This is a genomic window from Paracoccus sp. Ld10 (assembly GCF_045064235.1).
Taxonomy (GTDB): domain Bacteria; phylum Pseudomonadota; class Alphaproteobacteria; order Rhodobacterales; family Rhodobacteraceae; genus Paracoccus.
Genome location: NZ_JBISHD010000032.1, coordinates 370,023 through 395,760 on the forward strand (window position 1 = coordinate 370,023; position 25,738 = coordinate 395,760).

The following is a 25,738-nucleotide window of genomic DNA, read 5'->3' on the forward strand; positions in this document are numbered from 1 at the left end:
ACTTAACTGAGCTCCGGAACCTTGTAACGCTGACAGATCATTGAATGGACGGTGCGGTGCGCGGCTCACCAATTCGTGAGCCAAGCGGCACAGTGGGAGTTAGTACATCCTTTGCGGCGCAACGCCCTTGTTGTTTAAACCCTGTCCAACCCGTCGCGCTCAGCAACCGGATTTCATGTCTGGGACGCCCAATGCCATCGTGGCGCAGCCGCCCGCAGTGGGTCGCACCATCGTCTGTCCAGCGCCGAATACGCTGATCGAAACCAAGGCTTGCCGACAGCCCTAGAGGCGTGCAGGTTGTCGCCAACCCCTTCGCAGACCACGCGCAGCAATGGCATCGGCAGTCGTGTCGTCGACCAGAACGGAGTTCACGTCGTCAGCAGGCCGCCCGCAGAAACGGGCCAGCATCAGTCTGCGGCGTCATACTGCAATCTTTCTTTTCTGCGGACGTCCCGCGACATAGGTCTGGGCCACGGCACGGTCGTCGCCCATGATCTGCAGAATGAAAAGCTCCTGCGACACGGTCTCGGCGCGTTCCATCCGCAGGGCCATGGCGGGGGTGGCGCGCGCGTCCAGCACCACCAGATCGGCGGCGCTGCCGGGGGCCAGGGTGCCGATGTCTGCCTCCATGCCCAAGGTCAGGGCGTTGCCGCGCGTGGCCCAGTGGAATGCCGACAGCGGATGCAGCTTTTGCCCCCGCATCTGCAGGATCTTGTAGCCCTCGGCCAGGGTCTGCAGCATGGACCAGCTGGTGCCGCCGCCCACGTCGGTGGCGATGCCGCTGACGATGCCCGCCGACCGCAGCCCGTCGTGATCGAACAGACCCGACCCCAGAAACAGGTTCGACGTCGGGCAGAACACCGCACGGCTGCCGGTTTCCGCCATGCGCGCGATTTCGCGGGGTTCCAGATGGATCGAATGGCCCAGCAACAGCCTGTCCGACAGCAGGCCGTAGCTTTCGTAGATGTTCAGATAGTCGCGCGCCTTGGGGTACAGCGACAGCGTGTATTCGATTTCGTCCACGTTTTCGGACAGGTGGGTCTGGATATGGCAGCCGGGATGGGCGCGGGCCAGTGCACCCGCCGCCTCCATCTGCTCGGGGGTCGAGGTGATCGCGAAGCGCGGCGTAATCGCATAGCGCTGGCGGCCCTTGCCGTGCCAAGCGTCGATCAGGGCATCACTGTCGTCATAGCCCTGCTGCGGTGTGTCCAGGACGGCGGCGGGGGCGTTGCGGTCCATCAGCACCTTGCCCGCTACCATTGCCATGTCGCGCGCATGGGCGGCGGTGAACAACGCATCTGCGCTGGCCTTGTGGCTGGAGCAGAAGGCCACGGCCGTGGTCGTGCCATGGGCCGTCAGCTGGTCCAGAAACAACCCCGCCATGTGGGTGGCATGGGCCGGATCGGCGAACTCGGCCTCGGCCGGGAACGTATATGTGTTCAACCAGTCCAGCAGCTGCGCACCCCAGCTGGCAATCACCTGCAGCTGGGGGAAATGGATATGCGGGTCGATGAACCCCGCCAGGATCAGGTGCGGACGGTGGTCGATCTCCTCCAGCCCCTCGCGGGACAGGTCGGCATGATCGCCCACGGCGACGATGCGCCCGTCATCGACCAGGATGGCACCGTTTTCCCATAGGCGGTGGTTGTCCGCCGTATCCTGAGGGTCGGCGTGAAAATCGAGGACGCGGCCGCGGATCAGCTGTTGCATGGGTATGTTTTCAATGAAGAAGCGGTGAGGCGCGCCATCAGTTCGGCGGCGGTAAAGGCGGCGATGATTTCGGGTCGCTTGTCGCGCGAAAAACCCGCCCCGATGGGGCAGGTAAGGGCCGCGGCATCGACGCCGCGCGACGTGGCAAAGCGTGTGAACTGTGCGCGTTTCGTGGCGCTGCCGATCATGCCGACATAGGCCAGATCGGCGCGGGCCAGCGCCTCTGCGGCCAGCAGAAAGTCCAGCGCGTGATCATGGGTCACGATGATCACGGACGTGCCGGGCCGGGCCATGCGGATCTGTGCCTCGGGCAACGGGGTCAGCAGGGTCGGGCCGCTGGCTTGGGCCAGTTCATCGGCCCGGCCGTCGATCAGCAGAGCATTCACCGGCAGCGGTTCCAGTACGCGCGCCAAGGCGCGCCCGACATGGCCCGCACCAAAGATCAGCGCGTCAGAATGATCCAGCGGCGCGGGGCCGTGGCGATCCAGCGTCAGCATCACCCGCCCGCCGCAGCACTGGCCGATCTGGGGGCCCAATGGCACGTCCATGGTCGCGTCGGTTTCGCCTCGTACCAGCATCTGGCGGGCACGGTCGATCGCCATGTATTCCAGCTGGCCGCCGCCGATCGTGCCGGTGACGCGGGCCGTGCCCACGAACATCTCCGCCCCCGCCTCTCGCGGGGTCGAGCCTTGGGTGCGGGTGACGCGGACGCGGATCATCCGCGCAGCCGTTCCACCGCCATCAGCACGCGTTCGGGCGTTGCCGGGGCATCAAGGCGCGAGGGCGTGCGATAGTCGGCAACCGAGGCCACGGCCATGTTGATCGCCTCGAACACGCTGATGCCCAGGACAAAGGGCGGTTCTCCGACGGCCTTGGACCGCTTGATGGTCCGCTCACTGGCCTCGGACCAATCGGCCAGCGCGACATTGAAGATGCGTGGGCAGTCGCTGGCCAGCGGCACCTTGTAGGTCGACGGCGCATGTGTGCGCAAGCGACCCTTGGCGTCCCACCACAACTCTTCGGTCGTCAGCCAGCCCGCGCCCTGGACGAACGCGCCCTCGATCTGGCCCAGGTCCAACGCGGGGTTCAGGCTGCGGCCCACGTCGTGCAGGATGTCGGCGCGGTCGATCTGATATTCGCCGGTCAGTGTGTCCACCGAAACCTCGGCAACGGCTGCGCCATAGGCGAAATAATAGAACGGGCGCCCCTGCCCCCTGGTCCGGTCCCAGTGGATCTCGGGCGTCTTGTAGAAACCCGCCGCCGACAGCTGGATGCGCGCCATGTAGGCCGCGCGGATCACCTGTGCAAAGGGGATCATCTGGTCGCCCGCCCGCACATGGCCGGGCACGAACGCGACCTGATCGGACGCGACCTTCCAGTGATCGGCGACGAATGCCACCAACCGTGCCTTGATCTGTTCCGCCGCGTCCAGCGCCGCCATGCCGTTCAGATCGGTCCCCGATGACGCCGCCGTGGCAGAGGTGTTGGGCACCTTTTCGGTTGTCGTCTTGGTGATCTTGATACGGCCCAGGTCGCATTGGAACGCCTCGGCCACCACCTGCGCGACCTTGGTGTTCAGCCCCTGCCCCATCTCGGTCCCACCATGGTTCAGGTGGATCGAACCGTCGGAATAAACGTGGATCAGCGCGCCCGCCTGATTGAACCATGTCGCGGTAAAGCTGATGCCGAATTTGACCGGGACCAGCGCCATGCCCTTGCGGATCACCCCACCTTTGGCGTTCCAGTCCAGCACCGCCTGCCGTCGGGCATGATAATCGCTGCTGGCCTCGAGTTCATCGAAAATACGCGGCAGGATCTGGTCCTGAACCGTTTGGTGGTACGGCGTCAGTTGACCGTTCTGGTACAGATTGCGCTTGCGCACCTCCAACGGGTCCATGCCCAGCGCATAGGCGATCTCTTCGATCATACGCTCGGCCACGATGGCGCCTTGGGGGCCGCCAAAGCCACGAAAGGCGGTGTTGCTGACAGTGTTCGTCCGCATCGGGTGGCTGCTGATGCGCACGTCGGGATAAAAATAGGCGTTGTCCGCGTGAAACAGCGCCCGGTCCGTCACCGGCCCCGACAGGTCGGCCGAAAATCCGCAGCGGGCATAGAAATCACCCTCGACCGACCGGATGCGGCCGTCATCGTCAAAGCCTACGGCGTAATCGACCACGAAATCGTGCCGCTTGCCCGTGGCGATCATGTCGTCGTCGCGGTCGGGACGGATCTTGACCGCGCGGTTCCAACGCTTGGCCGCGACCGCCGCGACGCAGGCAAACAGGTTCATCTGCGTCTCCTTGCCGCCGAAACCGCCGCCCATGCGCCGCACGTTCACCACCACCGCGTTGCTGGGCACGCTCAGGACATGCGCCACCATGTGCTGCACTTCGGACGGGTGCTGGGTCGAGACATGCAGGACGACCTCGTCATCCTCGCCCGGCACCGCCATGGCGATCTGGCCCTCCAGATAGAAATGATCCTGGCCACCGATGGCAAAGCGGCCCTCGATCCGACGCGGCGCGCCGGCCATAGCCGCGGGCGCATCGCCCCGGCGCAGGGTCAACGGATCGGTGACATAGCCCATGCCCGCATCGCGCGCCGCGATCGGGTCCAGCGCATGGGGCAGTACGTCGTAGTCGATCTTCGCCTTGTGCGCAGCGCGGCGCGCCTGATCGCGGGTTTCGGCGATCACCGCAAACACCGGCTGGCCCCAGAACTGCACCACCCCGTCGGCAAAGATCGGATCGTCGTTCTTGCCGTTGGGGGACACGTCGTTGACGCCGGGCAGATCCGCCGCCGTCAGGATGCCCAAGACGCCGGGCTGGGCCAGCGCGTCGGTGAAATCCATGCCCGTGATGCGGCCATGCGCACATGACGACAGGCCCAGATAGGCATGGATTGTGCCAGTGGGTTCGACCAGATCGTCGGTATATTCGGCGCGGCCGGTGACATGTTTTGCGGCGCTGTCATGCGCGGTGTCCTGATGGGCCTGTCCGGTGATGGTCGCGCTGTCGTCCTTCATGGGCTAAACCCCCTCACTCTGGCGCAGCCGCACGGGCAGGCCGGGTTCCGATTGCTCCAGCCAGAAACGCCGGATCAGGTTACGCGCCACCATCGCGCGATATTCGGCGCTGGCGCGCATGTCGGACATCGGCTGGAAATCCTTGTCGATGGCGCGGGCGGCGGCGTCAAACGTCGCCGCCGCAAAAGGCTGCCCCTTCAGTACGGCCTCGGTATGGCGGGCACGCTTGGGCGTTCCGGCCATGCCGCCAAAGGCCAGTCTCGCGCGGGTGATCTTGCCATCCGTCACATCGACGCAGAACCCCGCCGCGACGGACGTGATGTCGCTATCGCGCCGCTTGCTGACCTTATAGGCCGCGATGCGCGCCTGTGGCTGCATGGGGATCAAGACCTGTTCGACAAATTCGCCCAGCTGGCGGTCCTGCTTGCCATAATCGACAAAGAACTCCTCCAGCGCCAGCTCGCGCCGCACATCGCCCCGGCGCAGCACGATCCGCGCATCCAGCGCAATCAGCAACGGCGGCGTGTCCCCGATGGGAGAGCCGTTGGCGATGTTCGCCCCGATGGTGCCCGCATTGCGCACCTGCCAGCCGCCGATGCGCGACCAATATTCGGCCGCCTGCGGGACGTGGCGGGCGATCAGGGAAGCGGCCTCGCTATACGTCACCCCGGCACCCAGGCGCATCATTCCGTCCTCGACCGTGATGTCCTTCATCAGGTGCCCGATGAAGATGGCGGGGCTGATGTCGCGCATGAACTTTGTCACCCACAAACCGACATCGGTGCCACCCGCCACCAGCGTGGCCTTGGGTTCGTCCAGCAACAGCTGGGCCAGATCGTCGGTATCGGCGGGGACCAGCGCCCGGTCCGCGCCGCGCGCAAGCAAAACCCTGGCGCCGCGCATCCCGGTCAGGCGTGCGGCCACCGCATCGCGTTCGTGCGACAGGGCGTCCTGGGCCTGCCCTCCGGCTGCGCCCGCGGCCAACGCCGCGCGAATGATCGGGGCATAGCCAGTGCAGCGGCAGATGTTGCCCTGAAGGGCGGTTTCGATATCGGCTGCATCAGCTTGGGGATTGGTCATCCACAGCCCATACAGCGCCATCACGATGCCGGGCGTGCAGAACCCGCACTGGCTGCCGTGATGATCGACCATTGCCGCCTGAACCGGGTGCAGCCCGCCATCGGGTCCGCGCAGATGTTCGATGGTGACGATATGGGTGGCGTGGCACGACGCCAGCAGCCGGATGCAGGCGTTCACCGGCTCATAGACCAACCCGGTGGCCGTCAACCGGCCCGCCAGCACGGTACAGGCCCCGCAGTCACCCTCGGCGCAGCCTTCCTTGGTGCCGGTCATACGGCGCGCTAGGCGCAGATGATCCAGCAGCGTGTCCGATGCCCCGACCTCGGTCAGCGCGATCTCGGTGTCGTTGAGCAGAAACCGCAGCTGGGTCATGATCGCCTTTCCTTGCCTTGGGTCAGAGTCTACGCCCTGCCGATGCGTTTCGAAATCGGCGGTGATCTAGAAGACTTTACACGTTCCGTTGAAAGCGGACCACCGCGACATGGCATCCGGTGCGAAAGCACGGGCGCATGCGACAATCAGAGGCAGCCACTGCGTCGACAGATCATGTCCTTGCCGGGGGCGCAGAATGGCGCGGCGGCCCCCATCGAGGGGGACCGCCGCGCCCGGGGGACTGCGCCCCCGTGTCCCACGGTCGTGCAAGCCGTGCGCGCCGCAGGACCGGCATCAAAGCCCCGCCACACCCAAGGGTCCGACCTGGCGGAACCAGCGCAGGATGGCGTCGCGTTCCTCATCCTCCATCCCGGTAATGTTGGCGGGGGGCATCGCGTCGGTCAGACCCGCCTGAATATAGATCTGATGCGCCGCGCGGGCGATATCGGCGGGCGTCTCCAGCAGCATACCTTTGGGCGCGGTGCGGATGCCCTCCCAGACCGGTTCGCGTGCATGACACATGGAACAGCGGCCGATGACGGCCTGGCTGGCCGCCTCGAACCCATCGGCTTGGGCAAAGCGAGCCTCGACCGGGGTCAGGGGCCGGGCCATCGCCTCGTCATAGCTGTCCTGATTGACACCAACCGACGCCAGCCACATCACCCCGATGAACAGCATCGTGGTGACAGCCCAAGTCCACCATCGATACCCCTTGCGGGCGTGCATGGTGTTGAAGAAATGCCGGATCGTCACGCCCATCAGAAAGATCAGCGCCGCGATCAGCCAGTTGTACTGGCTGGCGAATGCCAGCGGATAGTGGTTCGACAGCATCAGGAAAATGACCGGCAGCGTCAGGTAGTTGTTGTGGGTCGACCGCAGCTTGGCGATCTTGCCGTATTTCGGATCGGCGGCGCGCCCGGCCTTGAGGTCGGCCACAACGATGCGCTGGTTCGGCATGATGATCAGGAACACGTTCGCGGTCATGATCGTCGCGGTGAACGCGCCCAGATGCAGCAGCGCCGCGCGACCCGTGAAGATCTGGTCATAGGCCCAGCCCATCGCCACTAGCGCCGTAAACAGCAGCAGCATCAGCACCGTGGGGCGGTTGCCCAGGGGCGACTTGCACAGCCCATCATAGATCAGCCAGCCCACCGCCAGCGACCCGCCGGAAATCAGGATCGCCTGCCAGATCGCCAGGTCGGCCTTGGCGGGCTCGATCAGGTACAGGTTCGCACCCGCCCAATAGGTGACCATCAGCAGCGCGGCCCCCGACAGCCAGGTCGCATAGCTCTCCCATTTGAACCATGTCAGATGCTCGGGCATGCGTTCGGGGGCGACCAGGTATTTGCGAACGTGATAGAACCCCCCGCCATGGACCTGCCATTCCTCGCCATGCGCGCCCTTGGGCAGGTCAGGCGCCTTTTGCAGGCCCAGATCCAGCGCGATGAAATAGAACGACGACCCGATCCACGCGATCGCGGTGATCACATGCAGCCAGCGGACGGCAAAAGACAGGAATTCCCACAGGATGGCGGTTTCCGGGATCATCTCAGCTACCCCGATAGGTGGAATAGCCGAACGGAGAAATCAGCAGCGGCACATGGTAATGATCGTCCTGCGACATGCCGAAACGGATCGGGATGACGTCCAGAAAGCGTGGGCTTTCGGGTGCCACGCCCGACGCGTCCATCCAGGCACCGGCATGAAATTCCAATTCGTAGGTGCCGGTGGCGAAATCGCCCGCCGGCAGAATATGCGCGTCGGTGCGCCCGTCGGCATTGGTCACCATGCGCGCGATCTCCTGTCGCTCCGGCGACAGCCGGAACAGCACGACATGCATCCCGCGCGCGGGCAGCCCGCGCGCCGTGTCCAGAACATGCGTTGTCAGATAACCGGACATGAAAGCCCCCCGTCTTGATCGTTCATCCGCCGTGATACCCGATTTCCCCTGCCCCGGCATGGCCTTGATGCGCAAGGCAGTCTTAAGAAACCGTGCATAATCTGACACTAGTGATCGGCCAGGCGACCGGCCTGGGCCAGCTCCGCCTGATCCGCGGGGGCCGCACCGTTGTAGAACCAGTTCAGCGCCACCGCGCTGACCGCGGCCAGCAGGATTCCCGAATGGATCAGCGGATGAATCGCATGGGGCAACCACTGCTTGAAGTTCGGTGCGACCAGCGGGATCATCGCCATGCCGATGCTGATGGCCACGACGAACAGGTTGTGTCGGTTCGCGGTGAAATCGACGCGGCTCAGGATGCGGATGCCGGTGGCGGCGACCATCCCGAACATCACCAGCCCGGCCCCGCCCAGCACGGTGGTCGGCAGGCTCTCGACCAGGGCGCCCATCTTGGGGATCAGGCCCAGCACGATCATGATGACGCCGCCGGCCACGCAGACGAACCGCGACCGGATGCCCGTGACCCCTACCAGCCCGACGTTCTGCGAGAACGAGGTATAGGGGAATGTGTTGAAGATCCCGCCCAACATTGTGCCCAACCCGTCGGCCCGCAGGCCCGCGGCCAGATCGCGCGAATTGATCGGGCGGCGGCACATGTCCGACAGCGCCAGGAACATGCCCGTCGATTCGATCATCACCACGATCATCACCAGCACCATCGTGACGATCATCACCGGGTCAAAGGTTGGCAGGCCGAAATGGAACGGCTGGATGACGGCGAACCAGGCCGCCTCTGCGACCTTGTCGAATTGCATCAGGCCCATCGCGGCGGCGGCGACACCGCCCACCGCAATGCCCAGCAGCACGGCGATGTTCGACAGAAAGCCGCGGGCAAAGCGTGACACCAACAAGATCGTGCCCAGCACCAGCACCGCGATCAGGATGTTGGTGCCCGACGCATAGGCGGGGTTGGCCATCGCCGGGGCCAGACGAACGCCCGCAGGCACGCCGCCAGCCGCCACCGCCTGATCCAGCCAGGCCTGCTGCGCCGGATCGACCAGCATCGGCGCGGTCGGCCCCACCGGCAGGCCAAAGATCCAGTTGATGCCGATGGGCATCAGACTGATGCCGATGGCCAGGATCACCGTGCCGGTGACGACAGGGGGAAAGAACCGCAAGACCCGCCCGATCAGCGGCGCCAGCAATATGGCCACTAGGCCCGCCGCGATGATCGCCCCGAACAGGGCGCGCGCACCCTCGGTGCCCGGCGTCTGGCCCGCAATGGCGACCATCGGCCCGACGGCTGCAAAGGTCACGCCCATCATCACCGGCAGGCGGATGCCGAAATACTGGGTCATTCCCAGGCTTTGGATCAGCGTTGCCAGACCGCAGACGAACAGGTCGGCCGAAATCAGGAATGCCACCTCCTCGGGGGGCAGCTGCAGGGCGCGGCCAACGATCAGAGGCACCGCGATGGCACCCGCGTACATGACCAGCACATGCTGGAACCCCAAGGTGATCAACCGCCCCGTCGGCAGCATCTGATCGACGGGATGGACCGTGGTCCGGGCAAGGCTGTCTGTCATGGCGGGATCCCCTGTGGCGTCTTCGACATCGCGTCGTGACTGCGCGACTGTCCAAGACCTAGCGCGGTCAGACATTTTCCCGAAACGGATTTTCAGCCTGCGTCTTGCGCCGGGCGTGCGATTGCCCGAAAACGCGGCACCGGTTCAGGACTGGCACGTCACGCGGCGGCAGCAGTTCCGGCGTGAAAATGGAAATGAATTCTGAACGTTGGCTTTTTGACTTGCGAGGCTTCCTTTTCGCCCGCATCTAAAGGCTGCATCAACAAGGGACGCATAATGGCCGACCCGACCCGCAAGCGGGGCCGACCCCGCAAGACCTTGCCCGACGCGCCGGGCACCGTGCAGTCGCTGGACCGGGCGCTGGACCTGCTGGATCTGCTGGCGGCGCATCCCGGCCTGACCCTGTCCGAGGTGTCGGAACGATCGGCCCAGCCACCATCCACGGTGCACCGCGTCCTGCACACGCTGGCCGCGCGGGGCATGGCCGAAAGCGACCCTGCGACGCAGGCGTGGAACATCGGTCCGCAGGCGTTCCGATTGGGATCGGCCTTCATGCGCCGGTCGGGTCTGGTGGAACGCGCGCGTCCGATCATGCGCGCGCTGATGGAACATACCGGGGAAACAGCGAACCTGGGCATCCTGCAGGGCGACAGCGTGCTGTTCCTGTCACAGGTCGAAACGTCCGAAACGATCCGCGCATTTTTCCCCCCCGGCACCCGGTCGCCGCTGCACGCATCGGGGATCGGCAAGGCGCTGCTGGCGTTCCGGCCCGACAGCGTGCGGTTGCTTGGGCCGCTGGCGCGGTTCACCGACACCACGCTGACCGACCCAACCGCGCTGGAGGCGGATCTGGCCCGTATCCGCCACCGCGGCTTTTCCTTTGACGACGAGGAACGCAGCCGGGGCATGCGCTGCATCGCGGCCCCCGTCTTTGATCTGTCCGGAGAGGCGATCGCCGGGATCAGCGTCAGCGGCCCCACGCATCGCATCGGGGCCGAACACGTCAAGACCCTGGGCGCGGTGGTGGCCGCCGCGGCGGCCAGCCTGTCCGATGCCTTGGGCGGCCAGACGCCCTGACAGGGATCAATGCCCGCCGAACAGCGCGAATTTGGCCACGAACAGGGCCGCGATGACCCAGGTCGCGGCGTGCACCTCGCCTATGCGGCCGGTCAGCAGCTTGATCACCGCATAGCTGATGAAACCAAAGGCCAGACCGTTCGCGATGGAATAGGTCAGCGGCATGGCGATCGCCGTCAGGACGGATGGCGCGGCCTCGGTCACGTCGTCCCAATCGATCCCCGCCAGTTCGCGCACCATCAGCGTGGCCACATAGAGGAGCGCGGGCGCGGTCGCATAGGCCGGCACCGACCCCGCCAGTGGCGCAAAGAACATCGCCGCCAGGAACAGTACACCCACGACGACGGCGGTCAGTCCGGTCCGCCCCCCCGCCTGCACGCCCGACGCGCTTTCAACATAGGCGGTGGTGGACGACGTGCCCAGCAGCGCGCCCGCGGTGATCGCTGTCGAATCGGCCATCAATGCGCGGCCCAGGTTCGCGTTCTGGTGGGTCTGTCCCTCGGTCAGCAGTCCCGCACGCTTGGCCACGCCGATCAGCGTGCCGGTGGCGTCGAACACCTCGACCAGCACCATGACCAGCACGACCTGAAAGATGCCAAAGGTCAGTGCGCCCATCAGGTCCATCTGCAGAAAGGTCGGCGCGATGGATGGTGGCATGGACACGACGCCGGAAAACTGGCTGACGCCCAGCGCGATGGCCGCGACCGTCACCACCAGAATACCGATCAGGATCGCACCTGTCACCCGCAGCGCATCCAGAGCCACGATCAGGAAGAACCCGCAGATCGTCAGCAGCGTCCCCGTCGCGGTCAGATCGCCCAGCGCGACCAGCGTGGCGGGGTTGCCCACCACGATGCCCGACGACTGCAGCGCGATGATCGCCAGGAACAGACCGATGCCCGCCGCGATGGCGCTGCGCATCGATGCGGGGATGCCCGCGATCAGCCAGCGGCGGATGCCCGTCAGCGACAGGAACAGGAAGATCAGGCCGCTGATGAACACCGCGCCCAGCGCCTGTTGCCACGTGAACCCCATCACGCCCACCACGGTAAAGGCAAAGAACGCGTTCAGCCCCATGCCAGGCGCCATGCCGATGGGCCAGTTGGCCCACAGCCCCATGATCAGCGATCCCAGCGCGGCGGCAAGGCAGGTCGCGACAAAGACCGCATCGCGGTCCATGCCGGTGGTGGACAGGATGTCGGGATTGACGAAGATGATATAGGCCATTGTCAGAAAGGTGGTGATCCCGGCGATCACCTCGGTCCTGACACTGCTGCCTTTTTCGGCAAGTCCAAAATAGCGTTCCATGCGTCCCCCTTTTGGCGAACCCCCCGTCCACCGTTGGTCCGGACAGTGGGTGGCGCGGCGTCGTGCCGCAATTGCCCCCGGCGCGTAAGACTTTCAACGCCGATTTGAAAGACCCGGGCATTGTCGCGCATTCCTTGATACAGAATTCCGCCCCTGACCGCTTGTCCTTGCACGGCTGCCGCGCTTTGCTGACGCAACGACAGACACGAGGGAAGACCGATGCGCTACAGCCGCGACCTGACCGGATATGGCCGGACCACCCCCGACCCCCGCTGGCCGGGCGGTGCCCGCATCGCCGTCCAGATCGTCCTGAACTATGAGGAGGGCGGAGAGAACAGCATCGAACATGGCGACCCCGCCTCGGAGGCGTTCCTGTCCGAGATCATCGGCGCCCAGCCTTGGCCAGGCCAGCGGCACTGGAACATGGAATCCATCTATGATTACGGCGCGCGGTCGGGGTTCTGGCGAATGCACCGGATGCTCAGGGACCTGCCCATCACCGTATACGGCGTGGCCACCGCGCTGGAACGCAGCCCCGAACAGGTGGCCGCCATGCAGGAGGCCGAGTGGGAGATTGCGACCCACGGTCTGAAATGGATCGACTATCGCAACGTCCCGCGCGAGGTCGAGGCGGACCACATCGCCCAGGCCGTGGCCCTGCACACCGCGATCACCGGGGAACGCCCGCATGGTTTCTATCAGGGGCGCACGTCGATGAACACGGTGGCTCTTGGCTGCGAGGAAGGCGGGTTCGCGTACCTGGCCGACACCATCGCGGACGATCTGCCCTATTGGCACGTCCACAACGACCGGCCCCAGCTGATGGTCCCCTATACGATGGACGCCAACGACATGCGGTTCTCGTCGGGTCAGGGGTTTGGCACGGGGACGGATTTCTTTGACTATCTGCGCGACAGCTTTGACATGCTGTATGCCGAAGGGGTGGCGGGCGCGCCCAAGATGATGTCCATCGGCCTGCATTGCCGCCTGGCCGGCCGCCCCGGCCGCGCCATGGCGATCCAGTGGTTCCTGGACCACGCGCGCAGCCATGACGGCGTCTGGTTCGCCAGCCGCCAGGACATCGCCCGCCACTGGGCGGAGGAGCATCCGTTCCAACCCCGCATGCGCCCGTCGCAGATGGACCGCGACGGCTTTGTCGCGCGGTTCGGCGGCGTCTATGAACATTCGCCCTTTATCGCCGAACGGGTCTGGGACGCGGAAATGGGCGCGGTCCATGACACACCCATGGGCCTTGCAGGTCGTATGGCGCAGATGTTCCGCATGTCGGGCGACGACGAACGTCTTGGGGTGCTGCTGGCGCACCCGGACCTTGCAGGCAAGCTGGCACTGGCGAAACGCCTGACCGCCGACAGCACCGCCGAACAGGCCAGCGCGGGCCTCGATGCCCTGACCGATGCGGAACGCGCCGAGTTCACCCGCCTGAACGACGCCTATGTCGCCAAGCATGGGTTCCCGTTCATCATCGCCGTCCGCGACCATGACAAAACGGGCATCCTGTCCGCCATGCAGACCCGCGTCGACAACGACACCCCGACCGAACGCGCCACCGCCGAGGCGCAGGTCATCCGCATCGCCACCCTTCGCCTGAAAGAGATCCTGACATGACCGATACCGGCCCCGCAGGCGCCCCCACCGGCGACATCGCGCAACTGCCCACCGACGACGCAACCGCACCCCTCATCCGGTATGCCGGTCCCGTCGCGGGCCTGCCGCCACAGACGGGAATGACCACGGACACCGCGGTTTTCACCGACGCCTATGCGGTCATCCCGCGCACCGTGATGCGCGATATCGTCACCAGCTATCTGCCCGGTTGGCAGCGGATGCGGTTCTGGATGCTGGCGCGTCCGCTGACAGGGTTCGCCGAAACCTTCAGCCAGTACATCGTCGAACTGGCCGAGGGTGGGGGCAGCGACACCCCCGATGATGACCCCGAAATTCAACACGCAATCTTTGTCACCGGCGGCGACATGCAGGTGGTGATCGACGGGACCGAACATTTGCTGTCGCCGGGGGGCTTTGCCTATATCCCGCCCGGCACGCCGTGGCGGGTCAGGAACCGGACCGCTGGCCCCGCGGGCTTTCACTGGTGGCGCAAGCGCTGGCAACCCTTTGCCGGCATCGAAAAGCCCGACCCGATCGTGGTACAGGAACAGGACATCCCACCGTCCATGATGCCCGACACGGACGGTGCGTGGGGCACCACGCGGTTCATGGACCCGGCCGACCTGCGCCACGACATGCATGTCACGGTCGTGACCTTCAAACCCGGTGGCTCGATCCCCTTTGCCGAAACCCATGTGATGGAACACGGCCTGTTCGTGCTGGAGGGCAAGGCCGTCTATCGCCTGAACCGGGACTGGGTCGAGGTCGGCCCCGGTGATTACATGTGGCTGCGCGCCTTCTGCCCCCAAGCCTGCTATGCGGGCGGTCCGGGGCCGTTCCGCTATCTGCTGTACAAGGACGTGAACCGCCACGCGACCCTGTGGCCGAACCGGTGATCGCGCGGGCCACGATCACTTCAGCGGATCGTGGCCCCAGTTCATCAGGGAATAGCGCCAGTCGCTGTGTTCCTTGTCCTTTTCAGGGCCGCCCTGCGCCAGATGGCGCTTGATGTAACCTGCGACCTTGGCCATGTGCGACCAGTCGTCATCGGTCAGGTCGGCCTTTTTCTTGTCCTTGATGCGCAGGATGTGGCGGCCCGACTTGTGGCCCGTGCTTTCACCCTGCCCGCTCGTATCCCCGACCGACTTGCTGTCGTCGGTGTCCAGCCAATCCTTCAGCTGAGACGGCGTCATGTTGACCAGCTCCTGCCAGTCGCTCCAAGTTTGCTCATGTGATGTCATTCCGGCCTCCTGAGATCAGCGGGGAACTCTTGGCTTGGACACGCGGTTCCCGTCCGGCGATGCCGCGCGATGGCCCGTCATCGGACACAACGCAAAATAACAACGGCGGTACACGGATGCGGATAATAGGCCTGGACGCGACACGAAGCCTGGCGATCGTGCTGGCGATGTCATCGCACGTCTATGCCGACGTAAACATTGGCACCCATCTGCCCGATCCCGTGGTGCGCATGATGTGGTTCTTCTTTCAGTTTGCGACGCCGACGTTCATCCTCCTGTTCGGGACCATGCTGGAGATCGTCTATCAACCGCGTTGGACGACGCCGCTGGCGCGGCACCGCGTGGCGACACGGCTTTTGTCACGGGCGTTTCAATGCTGGGTTCTGTACGCACTGACAATCTTTGTGCTGTTCCTGACAGACGATGGATACTCGATCAAATACAGTATCGCCGCCGTGCTGTTCATGGGAAATTCGCCCTATGCCGAAATCCTGAAATTCTATGCGATCACGTTGGCATTTGCGCCCGTCCTGCTGTGGCTGCGCGGGCGGTTCGGACTGTGGCCGCTTGTGATCGCCGCGATTGCCTATCACGCCGCCTGGCCGCTGCTCACTTCCTTGCCCGATGTCGAATCCGATCTGGGCGCCCCCCGCCATATCGCCAGTCTGAGCCAGTTTCTGACCGGGTTTGGCGAATTGTCGCGTGCAGGCCCGTCGATCCTGCACGGTCTGACGCTGGTGGTCGTGGGACAATGCCTTGGCAATTATCTGGTTGGCCAGTCTCGCGCAGGCCTGCAGGGGCTGTCTACCGCGGGTAATGCAGGCTTTGGTCGACGCGTCCGCACCGTTCTGGTCGGGGGTGTGATGCTGGCGCTGATCGGGGGGCTGTTCATCGACCGTACCGTGATCGATGGGCTGTCGCAGGGGCTTTTGCGCCGGGACAGCCATCCGATGTACTTTGCTGCAGGCATCCTGTCCGCAACGGTGATGACCATGCTGTTCGTGTGGCTGATCGACGTCCACCGTATCGGGCGCACCGATGCATGGGTCCGCGCGACGTTCTTTGGCCGGACCAGCATGTTCACCTTCGCGTGGGGCAACATTCTGTTGTATCTGGTCGACCTGACCCCGGACACGCTTGGTGCGACGCTGGCTTGGGCTGCGGCATTGCTCGCCGCAATCTGCGCGATGAGCATCGCGTTCGATATCGCCGCGCGTCGTTCGACCGTGACCGCTGCAGGATTAAGGTGGCTGGGGATGCCCGGAGACCGGCTTGCCCAAGGGTTGCTGTGGGCGTCACGCGGCGGGCGACCCGTCAGGGGCTAGGGTCAGACCTTGGTCGCACCGACCGGCGGAGTGACCACGCGTGCGCGGATCCGGGCTTCGCGCCATGTGATATAGCTGATTGCCCCGATCATCAGCCCGCCACCCAGAATGACCCAAGGGTCCAGGGGTTCGTGAAACACCAGGACACCGACCAGGCTGGCCCAGATCAACTGCAGAAATGTCACTGGCTGCGTGACCGTCAGTGGCGCCGCGGCAAACGCCCGCGTCATCGTATAATGCCCAAGCGTCGCAAAGACCGCCACCAGCGCCAGCCAGCCCAACTGGGCGATCGTTGGATGGACCCATGTCGCGATTGCCAGCGGTGCCAGCCCGACCGAAACCATCAGCGACATCATCGCAACGACGACGGCCGCAGGCACCCGGTCGGATAGCTGCTTGGCGATCAGGTACGACAACCCAAAGGCGACCGCCGCCAGCACTTGGCTAAGATGCCCGGGATCCAGTTCCCGCATCCCCGGCCGCAGCACCACCAGCGCCCCGACCAGCGCCACCCCCACCGCAGCGATCCGGCGCGAAGCCAGCTTTTCGCCCAGAAACAGCGCGGCACAGATCGTCACGATGATCGGGTTCAGGAACCCGATTGCCGTCACCTCGGCTATGGTGATGCGCGACATGGCATAGAACCACGCGACGACCGCCACCACGTGCAGCGCGCCACGCAGGACGAACAATCCCCAGATCCCGCGCGAAAAGCCGCCCCTCAGCGCGCCAAGGATCACCGGAGCCAGAAATGCCATTCCGAACAGGAACCGGATGAATGCCGCCTGCGCCGCAGGCAATGCGCCGTCCAGACCGCGCACGATGGTATTCACCGCGACAAAGCACAGCCCTGTCGCCAGCATCCAACCGATGCCGATCAAGTCGCTGCGTGTGTCGCTTTGTTTATGCATGATCTGCAACTGCCGCCTTTGCCCGCGACGCGCAAGGCGCAAAACGCAAAGACGGGCCGCCCCTGGTTGGGAACGGCCCGCCTTTGCGACAGACAGCGATTACAGCTGTGCCGCAACCTCTTCCGAAATGTCGAAATTGCCGGTGACGTTCTGGACGTCGTCATCATCTTCCAGCGTATCGATCAGGCGCATCAGTTTCTGCGCGGTCTCCAGGTCGGTGACCTCCGTCGGGGCCTGGGGCTTCCAGATCAGCTTGGCGGTGTCAGATTCGCCCAACGCTGCCTCCAGCGCGCTGGAGACCTCGTTCAGCGCAGTGTCGGCGCAATAGATCCAATGGCCTTCGTCGTCGCTCTCGACATCGTCGGCACCGGCCTCCAGCGCGGCCAGCATGACCGTGTCCGCATCACCTGCGGATGCAGGATAGACGATCTCTCCGACCCGGTCGAACATGAAGCTGACCGAACCGGTCTGGCCCATGTCGCCGCCCGACTTGGTGAAATAGCTGCGGACGTTGGATGCGGTGCGGTTGCGATTGTCGGTCATTGCCTCGACCACCAGCGCGATTCCGTTGGGGCCGTAACCCTCATAGCGGATCTCGTCATAGGTCTCGGCGTCGCCGCCCTGTGATTTCTTGATGGCGCGGTCGATCACGTCCTTGGGGACGGATTTGACTTTGGCCTCCTTGACGGCCATGCGCAGGCGGGGGTTCTTTTCAGGGTCAGGGTCGCCCATCTTGGCGGCCACGGTGATCTCTTTTGCCAGCTTCGAGAACAGCTTGGACCGCAGCTTGTCCTGCCGTCCCTTGCGGTGCTGGATGTTGGCCCATTTGGAATGCCCTGCCATGTCGGGTCGTCCTTCGTCGTGCGGAAAACTGGATTATCGCCCGCTTCTAGTCCAGCGGGCACCCCCATCGCAATGCGAAACGCGGCCCCAAAGGGCCGCGCGATGGTCGTCCGATGCCTGAGGCACCATTACAAAGCGGCGGCGCCGCCCAAAATGCGGCGGACTTCGCCGTCGCGGGTCAGGCCCTTTGCGGCCAATTCCGCGTCCGACAGCAGGCTGAGCCGGTTCAGCGCGCGCATCTGCGGGCTTGCCTCGGCCAGCGCGATCAGAAAGCGGCCCACGGCACGGAACGGTGCCAACAGAACGCCAGCAGAGAAACCGTTGGATTTTTGATCGACAGAAGCGATGGTCGCCATATGGAAACTCCTTGTAAAGGACAAAGTCGTTTCCTCCCCTGACGCCTAGATCGGGGTTTTAGTCCCGAATCACAACCGCCGATGCTGCATGGCAGCATTGCAGTTGTGACAACCTCTCGTGGTTATGGAACCAGCGGCCAAAGGATGGGGATGATCACGCAGGCGACGATTCCGCAGATGATGTCCAGCGGAACGCCAACCTTGACGAAGTCTGAAAAACGGTACCCTCCGGGCCCATAGACCATCATGTGCGTCTGATACCCGATGGGCGTGGCGAAGGCGACCGTTGCCGCGAACATGACCGCGATGACATAGGGGCGCGGATCATGGCCAAGCGTTGTCGCCAGCGCGATCGCGATCGGCGTCAGCAGCACGGCGACGGCATTGTTCGACAGCACCTCTGTCAGGATAAGGCCCAGGAAATAGACCGCGGCCAGCGTCATGAACGGCGGCAGGCCCATCAGATAGGGTGCGATGAAATCAACGATCAGATTGACGGTACCGGTATGTTCAAGCGCCTCGCCCACCGCCAGCATGGCAAAGATCATCGCCATCAGGCGACCGTCCACGAAAGAGAACGCCTCTTCGGCATCGACACAACGGGTCATCAGAATCACCGCTGCGGCCAGAAAGGACAGCGCAAGGATCGGTGCGACATTCAGCGCCGCCAGCGTCACCACCGCCAACAGGCAGATGATCGCGATGGGCGCGCGGTTGCGGCGATAGGCCCGCGCCGAGGGCCGCGAGACATCAACCATCTCCATGTCGCTTGCGAGGCGGCCGATATCCTCGGGCGCGCCCTCCAGCAACAGCGTGTCGCCGACACGCACGACCAGGTCATCCAGTTGCCGGCCGATATTCTGGTTCCGCCGGTGCGCCGCCAGAACATAGATACCATAGCGACGGCGCAGGCGCAGATCGCCCAGACGCCGCCCTATCAGGTGACAGCCCGGCGAAATGAGGACCTCGACCGTCTCGGTCGCGACAGAGCCCAGCTTGTCCAGCATCTGCAGGTTCTTGTTGTCCAGCATCTCCAGCAGGTCGGACATTTCGGACCGCAGCACGACCCGGTCACCGGGTGCCAGCACGACCTCGGGCAGGTTGCGGCGCAGCGACGCGTCGCCGCGCAAGACATCGATCAGCCGCACGGCGTCACGTTTGAACAGTGCCACCTCGGTGACGTTCTGGCCGACAAGCGACGAATCCTCGGGGATCGCGACCTCGGTGAAATACTTCATCTCGCGGCGCGCGCCCAGAAAGCCCGCCAGCGACGTGCGCTCTGGCAGCAGCTTGCGTCCTATCAGCAGAAAATAGGCAATCCCCGCCAACGTGATGGCGATGCCGACCGGGGCAATTTCAAAGATGGTGAATGGCTCCATCCCACGTTCGCGGGCAACCCCGTCGACCAGTAGGTTGGTCGAGGTTCCGATCAGCGAGATCATCCCCCCCATCAGCGTAAAATAACTAAGCGGCATCAACAGCTTGGACGGCGTTGTTCCAAGGCGCATCGACAGCTGGATGCAGATCGGGATCATCACGGCGACAACAGGCGTGTTGTTCATCACCGCCGATGCGACGATGACGAACCCGAACAGGCTGGCGATGGCCAGCATCGGATTGGTATCGGCGCGGGCGGACACGATGCTGGACATCATGTCCAGCGCCCCTGTCCGCATCAAGCCACCCATCAGCAGATACATGAACGCGATGGTCCAGGGCGCGGCATTCGACAGAACGCCCGCCGCATCTTCGACCGGCAACAGCCCCAACACCATCATCGTCGCGGCCGACGCAATGGCGATGACCTCGGGCGGGTGCTTTTCGCGGATGAATAGGACAAATGTGATGCTGACGATGATCAGCATCGCGACAGAAGCGGTCGTACCGGTCAGTTCAAAGCCAAGCATGCAGATCCTGTCTGATCACACGGCCCGGATGCGGCCCCGACATCGGGGTGTACGGCAGTTTTCTGCGCTGCCGCAAGTGAAAGTTGTAAACGATGCCTGCCGGTCAGGCAGGGTGTGTCGCCGCCAGTCGACCACCATCGCGAACCGGCTGGACGCTGCGCGCCTGGCCGGTGCGGTCGTCGGTCTCGACCAGCACGCCTGACAGGGTCGCCTCACCCTCGGCGGGAACGAATCGATCGCGCACCATGCCGGTGATGAACCGGCGCAGTGGCTCTGCCTTGTCCATGCCGATCACGCTGTCATAGTCGCCACACATTCCCGCATCGGTCAGATAGGCGGTTCCGCGCGGCAAAACCTGTGCATCGGCCGTCGGAACGTGGGTATGCGTGCCGACAACAAGGCTGGCGCGACCGTCGCAGAAATGACCGACGGCCATCTTTTCGCTGGTCGCCTCGGCATGGATATCGACAAGCGCCGCCTGCACCATTCCGCCCGGAGGATGCGCACGCAGCACCCCGTCCAGCGCCGAGAACGGATCGTCATAAGGCCGCGACATGAACACCTGCCCCAGGGCCTGGACGATCAGCGCCTTGCGCCCGCGCTGGTCGCTGATGATGGTGTGACCCCGGCCCGGCGCCTCGCGCGCGAAATTCAATGGGCGCACGATCCGCGGCTCGCGGTCGATGAAGGCCAGCATGTCTTTTTGGTCAAAGGCATGGTCCCCAAGCGTCAGGCAATCGGCCCCCGCCTCCAGCAGCAGCTGCGCGTGGCCTGCGGTCAGACCACGACCACCGCTGGCATTTTCCGAATTGACCACGACAAGGTCGGCCTTCAGCCGGGCACGCAGCCCCGCCAGCCGTTCGGTGATCGCACGACGGCCGGATCGGCCCATCACATCGCCAAGAAACAGGATTTTCATGGGAGTCTGCTATGCCAGAATGGGTGCGGCCTCAAGCGCGCACATGCAAAAAGGGCTGCCTTGCGGCAGCCCTTTCATATCGTCGCCAAAAAGGCGTCGGATCAGACGAACTGAACGTTCGTTGCCGATTCGCGACCGTCACGGCCACGCTCCAGCTCAAACGTCACTTTCTGGCCATCGGCCGGAGCCGACAGGCCCGCGCGCTCAAGAGCCGAAATGTGCAGGAAAACGTCCTGGCGGCCGCCTTCCGGTTGAATGAAGCCGAAGCCTTTGGTGCTGTTGAACCACTTCACGGTGCCGTTGGCCATCGTGAGATCTCCTGTCTTAGTGTTCCACCCGCAGTATGCGGTGGCTTGGCCGTCAGATTAACAAAGCAGACTGAAGGCAGAAGCAGACAGGATGCAGAGAATTTAACGTAGCCATGTCTAGATAGGGCAAACTGTGGCGGGATGCAAGGGTAAGTTGGTGCCGGCTGAGGGATTTGAACCCCCGACCCCCTGATTACAAATCAGACGCTCTACCACTGAGCTAAGCCGGCAATGCTGCCCGATTATCAAGCCGTCCGAAATTACGCAAGCGGCCGCTTTGCGCGTCGTGCGCCGCTCAGGTTAGTGCGTGCCAACAAGATGACGGCCGCCAGCCCCACAGCCATCACCAGCAGGGCGGCTGGCGCGGCATTGCCCAGATCCTCAAGGCTGGCACGTTCATGCGTTCGGGTCGCCAGCGTTTCGAAATTGAACGGGCGCAGCAACATGGTCGCCGGCAGTTCCTTGACGCAATCGACGAACACCAACAGCAGCGCCGCCCCCACCGACCCGCGCATCATCGGCAGATAGACCGCGCGCAACACGCCCGCGTTGTCGCGCCCCAGCGACCGCGCCGCCATCGGCAGCGACGGTGGCACCCGCGTGAACGCCGCGTCGATGGCCCCCTGTCCGATCGCAAAGAACCGCACCAGATAGGCCAGCACGATGGCCGTCCCCGTCCCCGTCAGGATCAGCCCCGGATCGGTCCCCGTCACCGCCAGCCAGCCATCCGCGACCCGGTGGTCCAGTGCCGCCAGCGGGATCAGCAGCCCGACCGCCAGCACCGCCCCCGGCGCGGCATAGCCGATGGTCGTCACAGGCATCAGCAGGCGCGGCAGGGCGCGTCCCGACAGGCGCGTCCCATAAACCATGATCAGCGCCATCAGCACCGTCAGCACCGCGGCAAGCCCGCCCAGCGACACCGTATGCCACGCCGCCCGCACCAGCCCCGGTGACAGCCACCCCTGCGGATAGGCCAGCGCGTAGGTCGCGATCACCCCCACCGGCAACACGAACCCCAGCGCGAATGGCAACGCACAGGCGAGCGTTGCAGCGGCCCCGGTAAGCGCGCGCAGCCGCTGGCGCTGAATCGGCCGGGGCTGCCGGGCGCTTTGGTAATAGCGCGCATTGCGGCGCGCGAACCGTTCCCACAGCGACAACAGCACGATGATGGCCAGCATCGCACAGGCGATCTGGGCCGCCCCGCCCGCGTTGCGACGTTCCAGCCACGTGGTGAAGATGCCGGTGTTCAGGGTCTGGACCCCGAAATAGCTGACCACACCGTAATCGGCGACCGCCTCCATCATTGCGATGGCCGACCCCGCGACGATCGCCGGACGCGCCAGCGGCAGGCCCACGCGGCGGAACAGCCCCCATGGCCCGGTGCCCAGGGCACGCGCGACCTCGTACGCGCTGCCCGACTGTTCGTGCAGCGCCGCGCGTGTCAGCAGATAGACATAGGGATACAGCGCCGATGCCAGCACCACGATCGCCGCCTCCAGCGACCGGATGCGCGGAAACCAATAGTCGCGCGCCGTCTCCCATCCGAACCAGCCGCGCAGGGCAATCTGGACGGGGCCGGAATAGTCCAGAAAATCGGCCAGGGCATACGCCCCGATATAGGCCGGCACAGCCAGCGGCAGCAGCAGCAGCCATTGCAACGCGCTGCGGCCCGGAAATTCGTACATGCTGACCAGCCAGGCCGATCCGGTCCCCATCGCCGCCGCCAGCAGGCCCGTGCCCACCGCCAGCGCGACCGTGTTGCCGAAATAGCGGGGCATGACGCTGGACATCAGATGCGGCCAGATGTTGTCGGTCGGGTTCAATGCCAGCCAGACCACCGACAGGACCGGCATCAGCACCAGCCCCGCGACCAGAACCGCTGCAACCGACCACCCGCGTCCGCCCCCCTGGCGCAGCGCATGGTCGTGACGGCGGCTGTGGGTCGGGTCTGGTGCTGTCCGGGTCATGGCGAAAGGCGATATGCCAAAGCGGTTTGACTGTCCACGTCGGACGGTTAATCTGCGCGGCATATGCAGGGCAGGTCCATCCGGGCACGCCACGACAATAAAAAGACGGGACAGTTCAGATGCAGATGGTTTTTCACCTGGGGGTGCATGGCACCGACCGCGACCGCCTGCTCAAGACGTTGCTGAACAATCGTGACGCCCTGCATGGCGTCGGCACCGAGGTCGTGACCCCGAACCGCCATCGCGGCCTGTTCGATGAGGCACTGGCCTCGCTGAACGGCGGCACGGCCACGGCCGAGATGGAACAGATCATGCTGGACGCGATGCTGGAAACCGACGACCCCAAGCGGATCGTGATGTCCACATCGACCTTCATGGGTGCGCCGGGGCGGGCCGTCGGGCGCGAGGGGCTGTACCCCCAGATCGGCATGCGTGCCGCCGCGCTGTCGCGGTTGTTCCCGTCGGCGCGGACAGAGTTCTTTCTGGCGATGCGCAACCCCGCCACCCTGCTGGCCGAGGTGCTGCCTCAGTTCGGCGGCGGCGGATACGACGACCTGATGCAGGGCAACCATCCGCTGCAGCTGCGCTGGCGACTGGCCATCCAGAAGCTGGTACGATCCGCCCAGGGTCGTCGCCTGGTTCTGTGGTGCCACGAGGACGTGCCCCTGATCTGGCCCGAAGTGGTGCGGCTGATCGGCGCATTGCCCGATGGCGTACCGCTGGCGGGCAACCTGCCCTACATGTACGACCTGCTGGGCGCGCCCGGCATCGAAAAACTGCGCGAGGCGATGGCGGGGCGCGACCAGACCAACGTCGCGCAGCGCCGCCAGATCTATTCCGAGGTCCTTGAGGCCCACGCCCTGCCCGAGGTTCTGGACCAGACCATCGACCTGCCGGGCTGGACGCAGGAGCTGGTGGATCAGGTGACCCAGAACTATCGCGCCGACGTCGCCGAGATCGCGGTCCTGCCCGGCGTCGAATTCATCCTGCCCTAGGGCCGCGCGGGGCGGCCCCGGGGCGGTATCGTCAGACCATCCCCAGGGCGGCCTTGTACATGTCCAGAATCGCCTCTTCCTCGGCGATGTCGTCCTTGTCGCGGCGGCGCAGGGCGATGATCTGCTTCATCACCTTGGTGTCGTATCCACGGGCCTTGGCCTCGGCCATCACCTCTTTCTGGCGTTCGGCGATGTCCTTCTTTTCGGCCTCAAGCTGCTCGAACTGTTCGATGAACTGGCGCAGCTCGTCTGCGGCAACCCCGTAAGCCTGATCGTCCTGCATCGGATTCGTCCCTTTGTTCGCGTTTGCACCGGGTGTTAGGCGGTCTTGTTGCGGGGTGCAATCGCCGCTAGGGGACGGTCGCGAAACCCCGCTTTGCCCAAGGAGACGACCATGACCCTGTTCGACTGGATCATCTGGAGCGGCGCGGCCCTGACCCTGATCGGGCTCGGCGCGCTGGTCTGGTGCATCTGGACCGTCTCGCGCGCCCGCGCGCGGGGTCTGGACGATGCGGCGCTGCGCGAAAAGATGCGCGGCGTGCTGGCCGTGAACATGGGTGCGCTGGCGGCGTCGGTCATCGGTCTGATGATGGTCGTGATCGGCATCGTGCTGGCCCCGTGATCCGGACGTGAGGGTCCTGATCCAGCGCGTGACCCAGGCCAGCGTCACAGTCGACGACCAGATCGTGGGACGGACGGGCCCGGGCCTGCTGATCCTGGTCTGTGCCATGCGGGGCGACGATCAGGCGGCCGCAGACAAGATGGCTGCACGCGTGGCACGGCTGCGCGTTTTTCGGGACGATCAAGGGCGCATGAACCGGTCGTTGCAGGACACGGGCGGGTCGGCGCTGGTCGTCAGCCAGTTCACCCTGGCCGCCGACACGCGCAGCGGCAACCGTCCCGGTTTTTCCGCAGCAGCCGCCCCGGACGATGGCCAGCACCTGTACGAGCGGTTTGCACAGACGCTGCGTGATCTGGGTATCGCCACCGAAACCGGACGGTTTGGGGCCGACATGCAGGTGGCCCTGGTCAATGACGGGCCGGTCACGATATGGCTGGACAGCGCCGACCGGGGTTGACTTTCGCGTCATTCTGGCCCATCTGACCCCATCGCCGTCCGCTGCCGCGTGAGCAGCCCCTTGGGCCATGCCCGATGACGCCGATACCATTTCAGTTTCCCATTCACGCGGGGAGGCAGCAGGCATCCTCGTATCGCGCCTGCACCCCTGCCACTGGCCACGCCCTGCGCGTGGCCCCTGCCTTTGCGTCCGATACGGGGGAC

The 25,738-nt window shown here is 64.8% G+C and carries 24 protein-coding genes and 1 tRNA gene; 7 read left to right on the forward strand and 18 right to left on the reverse strand.

Annotated features, from left to right (window positions below; genetic code table 11):
- Positions 1-420: 420 nt before the first annotated feature.
- The 7 genes from guaD to ACJJVR_RS15665 form a co-directional block, all read right to left on the reverse strand.
- The gene (gene guaD, locus ACJJVR_RS15635; RefSeq protein ID WP_405405938.1) at positions 421-1,710 is read right to left on the reverse strand and encodes a guanine deaminase; all 1,290 of its coding nucleotides are present in this window, start codon (positions 1,708-1,710) and stop codon (positions 421-423) included.
- Positions 1,698-2,429: a xanthine dehydrogenase accessory protein XdhC gene (gene xdhC / locus ACJJVR_RS15640; protein WP_405405940.1), complete on the reverse strand. Its 732-nt coding sequence runs from the start codon at positions 2,427-2,429 to the stop codon at positions 1,698-1,700. The genes guaD and xdhC overlap by 13 nt, the downstream gene beginning before the upstream one ends.
- Complete coding sequence (gene xdhB, locus ACJJVR_RS15645) at positions 2,426-4,735, reverse strand: xanthine dehydrogenase molybdopterin binding subunit (RefSeq protein WP_405405941.1); 2,310 nt, start codon at positions 4,733-4,735, stop codon at positions 2,426-2,428. The genes xdhC and xdhB overlap by 4 nt, the downstream gene beginning before the upstream one ends.
- 3 nt (positions 4,736-4,738) lie before the next feature.
- Positions 4,739-6,187 (reverse strand): xanthine dehydrogenase small subunit, encoded by a 1,449-nt coding sequence (gene xdhA / locus ACJJVR_RS15650; protein WP_405405943.1) that lies wholly within the window; start codon positions 6,185-6,187, stop codon positions 4,739-4,741.
- A 294-nt stretch (positions 6,188-6,481) separates the two neighbouring features.
- Complete coding sequence (locus tag ACJJVR_RS15655; RefSeq protein ID WP_405405944.1) at positions 6,482-7,735, reverse strand: urate hydroxylase PuuD; 1,254 nt, start codon at positions 7,733-7,735, stop codon at positions 6,482-6,484.
- Between the two features lies 1 nt (position 7,736).
- Positions 7,737-8,087 (reverse strand): hydroxyisourate hydrolase, encoded by a 351-nt coding sequence (uraH, locus tag ACJJVR_RS15660; protein ID WP_405405945.1) that lies wholly within the window; start codon positions 8,085-8,087, stop codon positions 7,737-7,739.
- Between the two features lie 107 nt (positions 8,088-8,194).
- Positions 8,195-9,673 carry a nucleobase:cation symporter-2 family protein gene (locus ACJJVR_RS15665; protein ID WP_405405947.1) on the reverse strand — a complete coding sequence of 493 codons (1,479 nt, stop codon included), beginning with the start codon at positions 9,671-9,673 and terminating at the stop codon, positions 8,195-8,197.
- Positions 9,674-9,949: 276 nt separating this feature from the next.
- Here ACJJVR_RS15665 and bhcR point away from each other — a divergent pair, with 276 nt between their 5' ends.
- On the forward strand, positions 9,950-10,750 hold the full coding sequence (gene bhcR, locus ACJJVR_RS15670; RefSeq protein WP_405405948.1) for an HTH-type transcriptional regulator BhcR: 801 nt from the start codon (positions 9,950-9,952) through the stop codon (positions 10,748-10,750).
- Positions 10,751-10,756: 6 nt separating this feature from the next.
- On the opposite strand, the gene ACJJVR_RS15675 is transcribed toward bhcR, so the two are convergent.
- The gene (locus ACJJVR_RS15675) at positions 10,757-12,058 is read right to left on the reverse strand and encodes an NCS2 family permease (protein ID WP_405405950.1); all 1,302 of its coding nucleotides are present in this window, start codon (positions 12,056-12,058) and stop codon (positions 10,757-10,759) included.
- A gap of 219 nt (positions 12,059-12,277) precedes the next feature.
- On the opposite strand from ACJJVR_RS15675, the gene puuE reads away from it, so the two are divergent.
- Entirely contained in the window at positions 12,278-13,684 is a 1,407-nt protein-coding gene (puuE, locus tag ACJJVR_RS15680; RefSeq protein ID WP_405405952.1) for an allantoinase PuuE, read from the forward strand.
- 119 nt (positions 13,685-13,803) lie between these two features.
- On the forward strand, positions 13,804-14,580 hold the full coding sequence (locus tag ACJJVR_RS15685) for a bifunctional allantoicase/(S)-ureidoglycine aminohydrolase (RefSeq protein WP_405406479.1): 777 nt from the start codon (positions 13,804-13,806) through the stop codon (positions 14,578-14,580).
- Between the two features lie 15 nt (positions 14,581-14,595).
- On the opposite strand, the gene ACJJVR_RS15690 is transcribed toward ACJJVR_RS15685, so the two are convergent.
- On the reverse strand, positions 14,596-14,925 hold the full coding sequence (locus tag ACJJVR_RS15690) for a DUF3140 domain-containing protein (RefSeq protein ID WP_405405954.1): 330 nt from the start codon (positions 14,923-14,925) through the stop codon (positions 14,596-14,598).
- A 116-nt stretch (positions 14,926-15,041) separates the two neighbouring features.
- On the opposite strand from ACJJVR_RS15690, the gene ACJJVR_RS15695 reads away from it, so the two are divergent.
- Positions 15,042-16,250, forward strand: coding sequence for a heparan-alpha-glucosaminide N-acetyltransferase domain-containing protein (locus ACJJVR_RS15695; RefSeq protein ID WP_405405955.1), 1,209 nt, complete (start codon positions 15,042-15,044; stop codon positions 16,248-16,250).
- A 2-nt stretch (positions 16,251-16,252) separates the two neighbouring features.
- On the opposite strand, the gene ACJJVR_RS15700 is transcribed toward ACJJVR_RS15695, so the two are convergent.
- From ACJJVR_RS15700 to ACJJVR_RS15735, 8 genes are all read right to left on the reverse strand, one after another.
- On the reverse strand, positions 16,253-17,161 hold the full coding sequence (locus ACJJVR_RS15700; RefSeq protein ID WP_405405956.1) for a DMT family transporter: 909 nt from the start codon (positions 17,159-17,161) through the stop codon (positions 16,253-16,255).
- 99 nt (positions 17,162-17,260) lie between these two features.
- Positions 17,261-18,004, reverse strand: coding sequence for a YebC/PmpR family DNA-binding transcriptional regulator (locus ACJJVR_RS15705; protein WP_405405958.1), 744 nt, complete (start codon positions 18,002-18,004; stop codon positions 17,261-17,263).
- Positions 18,005-18,132: 128 nt separating this feature from the next.
- Positions 18,133-18,360 (reverse strand): DUF1127 domain-containing protein, encoded by a 228-nt coding sequence (locus ACJJVR_RS15710; RefSeq protein WP_405405959.1) that lies wholly within the window; start codon positions 18,358-18,360, stop codon positions 18,133-18,135.
- 122 nt (positions 18,361-18,482) lie between these two features.
- Complete coding sequence (locus ACJJVR_RS15715; RefSeq protein ID WP_405405961.1) at positions 18,483-20,267, reverse strand: SLC13 family permease; 1,785 nt, start codon at positions 20,265-20,267, stop codon at positions 18,483-18,485.
- Between the two features lie 103 nt (positions 20,268-20,370).
- On the reverse strand, positions 20,371-21,186 hold the full coding sequence (locus ACJJVR_RS15720; protein ID WP_045999019.1) for a TIGR00282 family metallophosphoesterase: 816 nt from the start codon (positions 21,184-21,186) through the stop codon (positions 20,371-20,373).
- A 101-nt stretch (positions 21,187-21,287) separates the two neighbouring features.
- The gene (locus ACJJVR_RS15725; protein WP_042248736.1) at positions 21,288-21,494 is read right to left on the reverse strand and encodes a cold-shock protein; all 207 of its coding nucleotides are present in this window, start codon (positions 21,492-21,494) and stop codon (positions 21,288-21,290) included.
- A 155-nt stretch (positions 21,495-21,649) separates the two neighbouring features.
- Positions 21,650-21,724 (reverse strand) — tRNA-Thr (locus ACJJVR_RS15730).
- 30 nt (positions 21,725-21,754) lie between these two features.
- Positions 21,755-23,461 carry an ABC transporter permease gene (locus ACJJVR_RS15735; RefSeq protein WP_405405964.1) on the reverse strand — a complete coding sequence of 569 codons (1,707 nt, stop codon included), beginning with the start codon at positions 23,459-23,461 and terminating at the stop codon, positions 21,755-21,757.
- Between the two features lie 119 nt (positions 23,462-23,580).
- Between ACJJVR_RS15735 and ACJJVR_RS15740 the strand changes: the two genes are divergently transcribed.
- Complete coding sequence (locus ACJJVR_RS15740; protein ID WP_405405966.1) at positions 23,581-24,456, forward strand: hypothetical protein; 876 nt, start codon at positions 23,581-23,583, stop codon at positions 24,454-24,456.
- Between the two features lie 31 nt (positions 24,457-24,487).
- Here ACJJVR_RS15740 and ACJJVR_RS15745 read toward each other — a convergent pair whose 3' ends face one another.
- Entirely contained in the window at positions 24,488-24,739 is a 252-nt protein-coding gene (locus ACJJVR_RS15745) for a DUF2312 domain-containing protein (protein WP_042248738.1), read from the reverse strand.
- Positions 24,740-24,850: 111 nt separating this feature from the next.
- On the opposite strand from ACJJVR_RS15745, the gene ACJJVR_RS15750 reads away from it, so the two are divergent.
- Together ACJJVR_RS15750 and dtd are read left to right on the forward strand one after the other, a co-directional pair.
- Complete coding sequence (locus ACJJVR_RS15750) at positions 24,851-25,078, forward strand: hypothetical protein (protein ID WP_405405968.1); 228 nt, start codon at positions 24,851-24,853, stop codon at positions 25,076-25,078.
- A 7-nt stretch (positions 25,079-25,085) separates the two neighbouring features.
- Complete coding sequence (dtd, locus tag ACJJVR_RS15755) at positions 25,086-25,535, forward strand: D-aminoacyl-tRNA deacylase (RefSeq protein WP_405405970.1); 450 nt, start codon at positions 25,086-25,088, stop codon at positions 25,533-25,535.
- Positions 25,536-25,738: the final 203 nt, after the last annotated feature.

What these genes read in the sequence shown, in the direction of transcription:
- uraH (WP_405405945.1), bottom strand. Translation starts at nt 8,087, where the DNA reads ATGTCCGGTTATCTGACAACGCATGTTCTGGACACGGCGCGCGGGCTG.
- ACJJVR_RS15685 (WP_405406479.1), top strand. Translation starts at nt 13,804, where the DNA reads ATGACCACGGACACCGCGGTTTTCACCGACGCCTATGCGGTCATCCCG.
- xdhC (WP_405405940.1), bottom strand. Translation starts at nt 2,429, where the DNA reads ATGATCCGCGTCCGCGTCACCCGCACCCAAGGCTCGACCCCGCGAGAG.
- ACJJVR_RS15740 (WP_405405966.1), top strand. Translation starts at nt 23,581, where the DNA reads ATGCAGATGGTTTTTCACCTGGGGGTGCATGGCACCGACCGCGACCGC.
- ACJJVR_RS15655 (WP_405405944.1), bottom strand. Translation starts at nt 7,735, where the DNA reads ATGATCCCGGAAACCGCCATCCTGTGGGAATTCCTGTCTTTTGCCGTC.
- xdhA (WP_405405943.1), bottom strand. Translation starts at nt 6,187, where the DNA reads ATGACCCAGCTGCGGTTTCTGCTCAACGACACCGAGATCGCGCTGACC.
- guaD (WP_405405938.1), bottom strand. Translation starts at nt 1,710, where the DNA reads ATGCAACAGCTGATCCGCGGCCGCGTCCTCGATTTTCACGCCGACCCT.
- ACJJVR_RS15665 (WP_405405947.1), bottom strand. Translation starts at nt 9,673, where the DNA reads ATGACAGACAGCCTTGCCCGGACCACGGTCCATCCCGTCGATCAGATG.
- puuE (WP_405405952.1), top strand. Translation starts at nt 12,278, where the DNA reads ATGCGCTACAGCCGCGACCTGACCGGATATGGCCGGACCACCCCCGAC.
- ACJJVR_RS15705 (WP_405405958.1), bottom strand. Translation starts at nt 18,004, where the DNA reads ATGGCAGGGCATTCCAAATGGGCCAACATCCAGCACCGCAAGGGACGG.
- ACJJVR_RS15745 (WP_042248738.1), bottom strand. Translation starts at nt 24,739, where the DNA reads ATGCAGGACGATCAGGCTTACGGGGTTGCCGCAGACGAGCTGCGCCAG.
- ACJJVR_RS15725 (WP_042248736.1), bottom strand. Translation starts at nt 21,494, where the DNA reads ATGGCCAACGGCACCGTGAAGTGGTTCAACAGCACCAAAGGCTTCGGC.
- ACJJVR_RS15700 (WP_405405956.1), bottom strand. Translation starts at nt 17,161, where the DNA reads ATGCATAAACAAAGCGACACACGCAGCGACTTGATCGGCATCGGTTGG.
- ACJJVR_RS15735 (WP_405405964.1), bottom strand. Translation starts at nt 23,461, where the DNA reads ATGACCCGGACAGCACCAGACCCGACCCACAGCCGCCGTCACGACCAT.
- xdhB (WP_405405941.1), bottom strand. Translation starts at nt 4,735, where the DNA reads ATGAAGGACGACAGCGCGACCATCACCGGACAGGCCCATCAGGACACC.
- ACJJVR_RS15720 (WP_045999019.1), bottom strand. Translation starts at nt 21,186, where the DNA reads ATGAAAATCCTGTTTCTTGGCGATGTGATGGGCCGATCCGGCCGTCGT.
- ACJJVR_RS15695 (WP_405405955.1), top strand. Translation starts at nt 15,042, where the DNA reads ATGCGGATAATAGGCCTGGACGCGACACGAAGCCTGGCGATCGTGCTG.
- ACJJVR_RS15690 (WP_405405954.1), bottom strand. Translation starts at nt 14,925, where the DNA reads ATGACATCACATGAGCAAACTTGGAGCGACTGGCAGGAGCTGGTCAAC.
- ACJJVR_RS15750 (WP_405405968.1), top strand. Translation starts at nt 24,851, where the DNA reads ATGACCCTGTTCGACTGGATCATCTGGAGCGGCGCGGCCCTGACCCTG.
- ACJJVR_RS15715 (WP_405405961.1), bottom strand. Translation starts at nt 20,267, where the DNA reads ATGCTTGGCTTTGAACTGACCGGTACGACCGCTTCTGTCGCGATGCTG.
- ACJJVR_RS15710 (WP_405405959.1), bottom strand. Translation starts at nt 18,360, where the DNA reads ATGGCGACCATCGCTTCTGTCGATCAAAAATCCAACGGTTTCTCTGCT.
- bhcR (WP_405405948.1), top strand. Translation starts at nt 9,950, where the DNA reads ATGGCCGACCCGACCCGCAAGCGGGGCCGACCCCGCAAGACCTTGCCC.
- ACJJVR_RS15675 (WP_405405950.1), bottom strand. Translation starts at nt 12,058, where the DNA reads ATGGAACGCTATTTTGGACTTGCCGAAAAAGGCAGCAGTGTCAGGACC.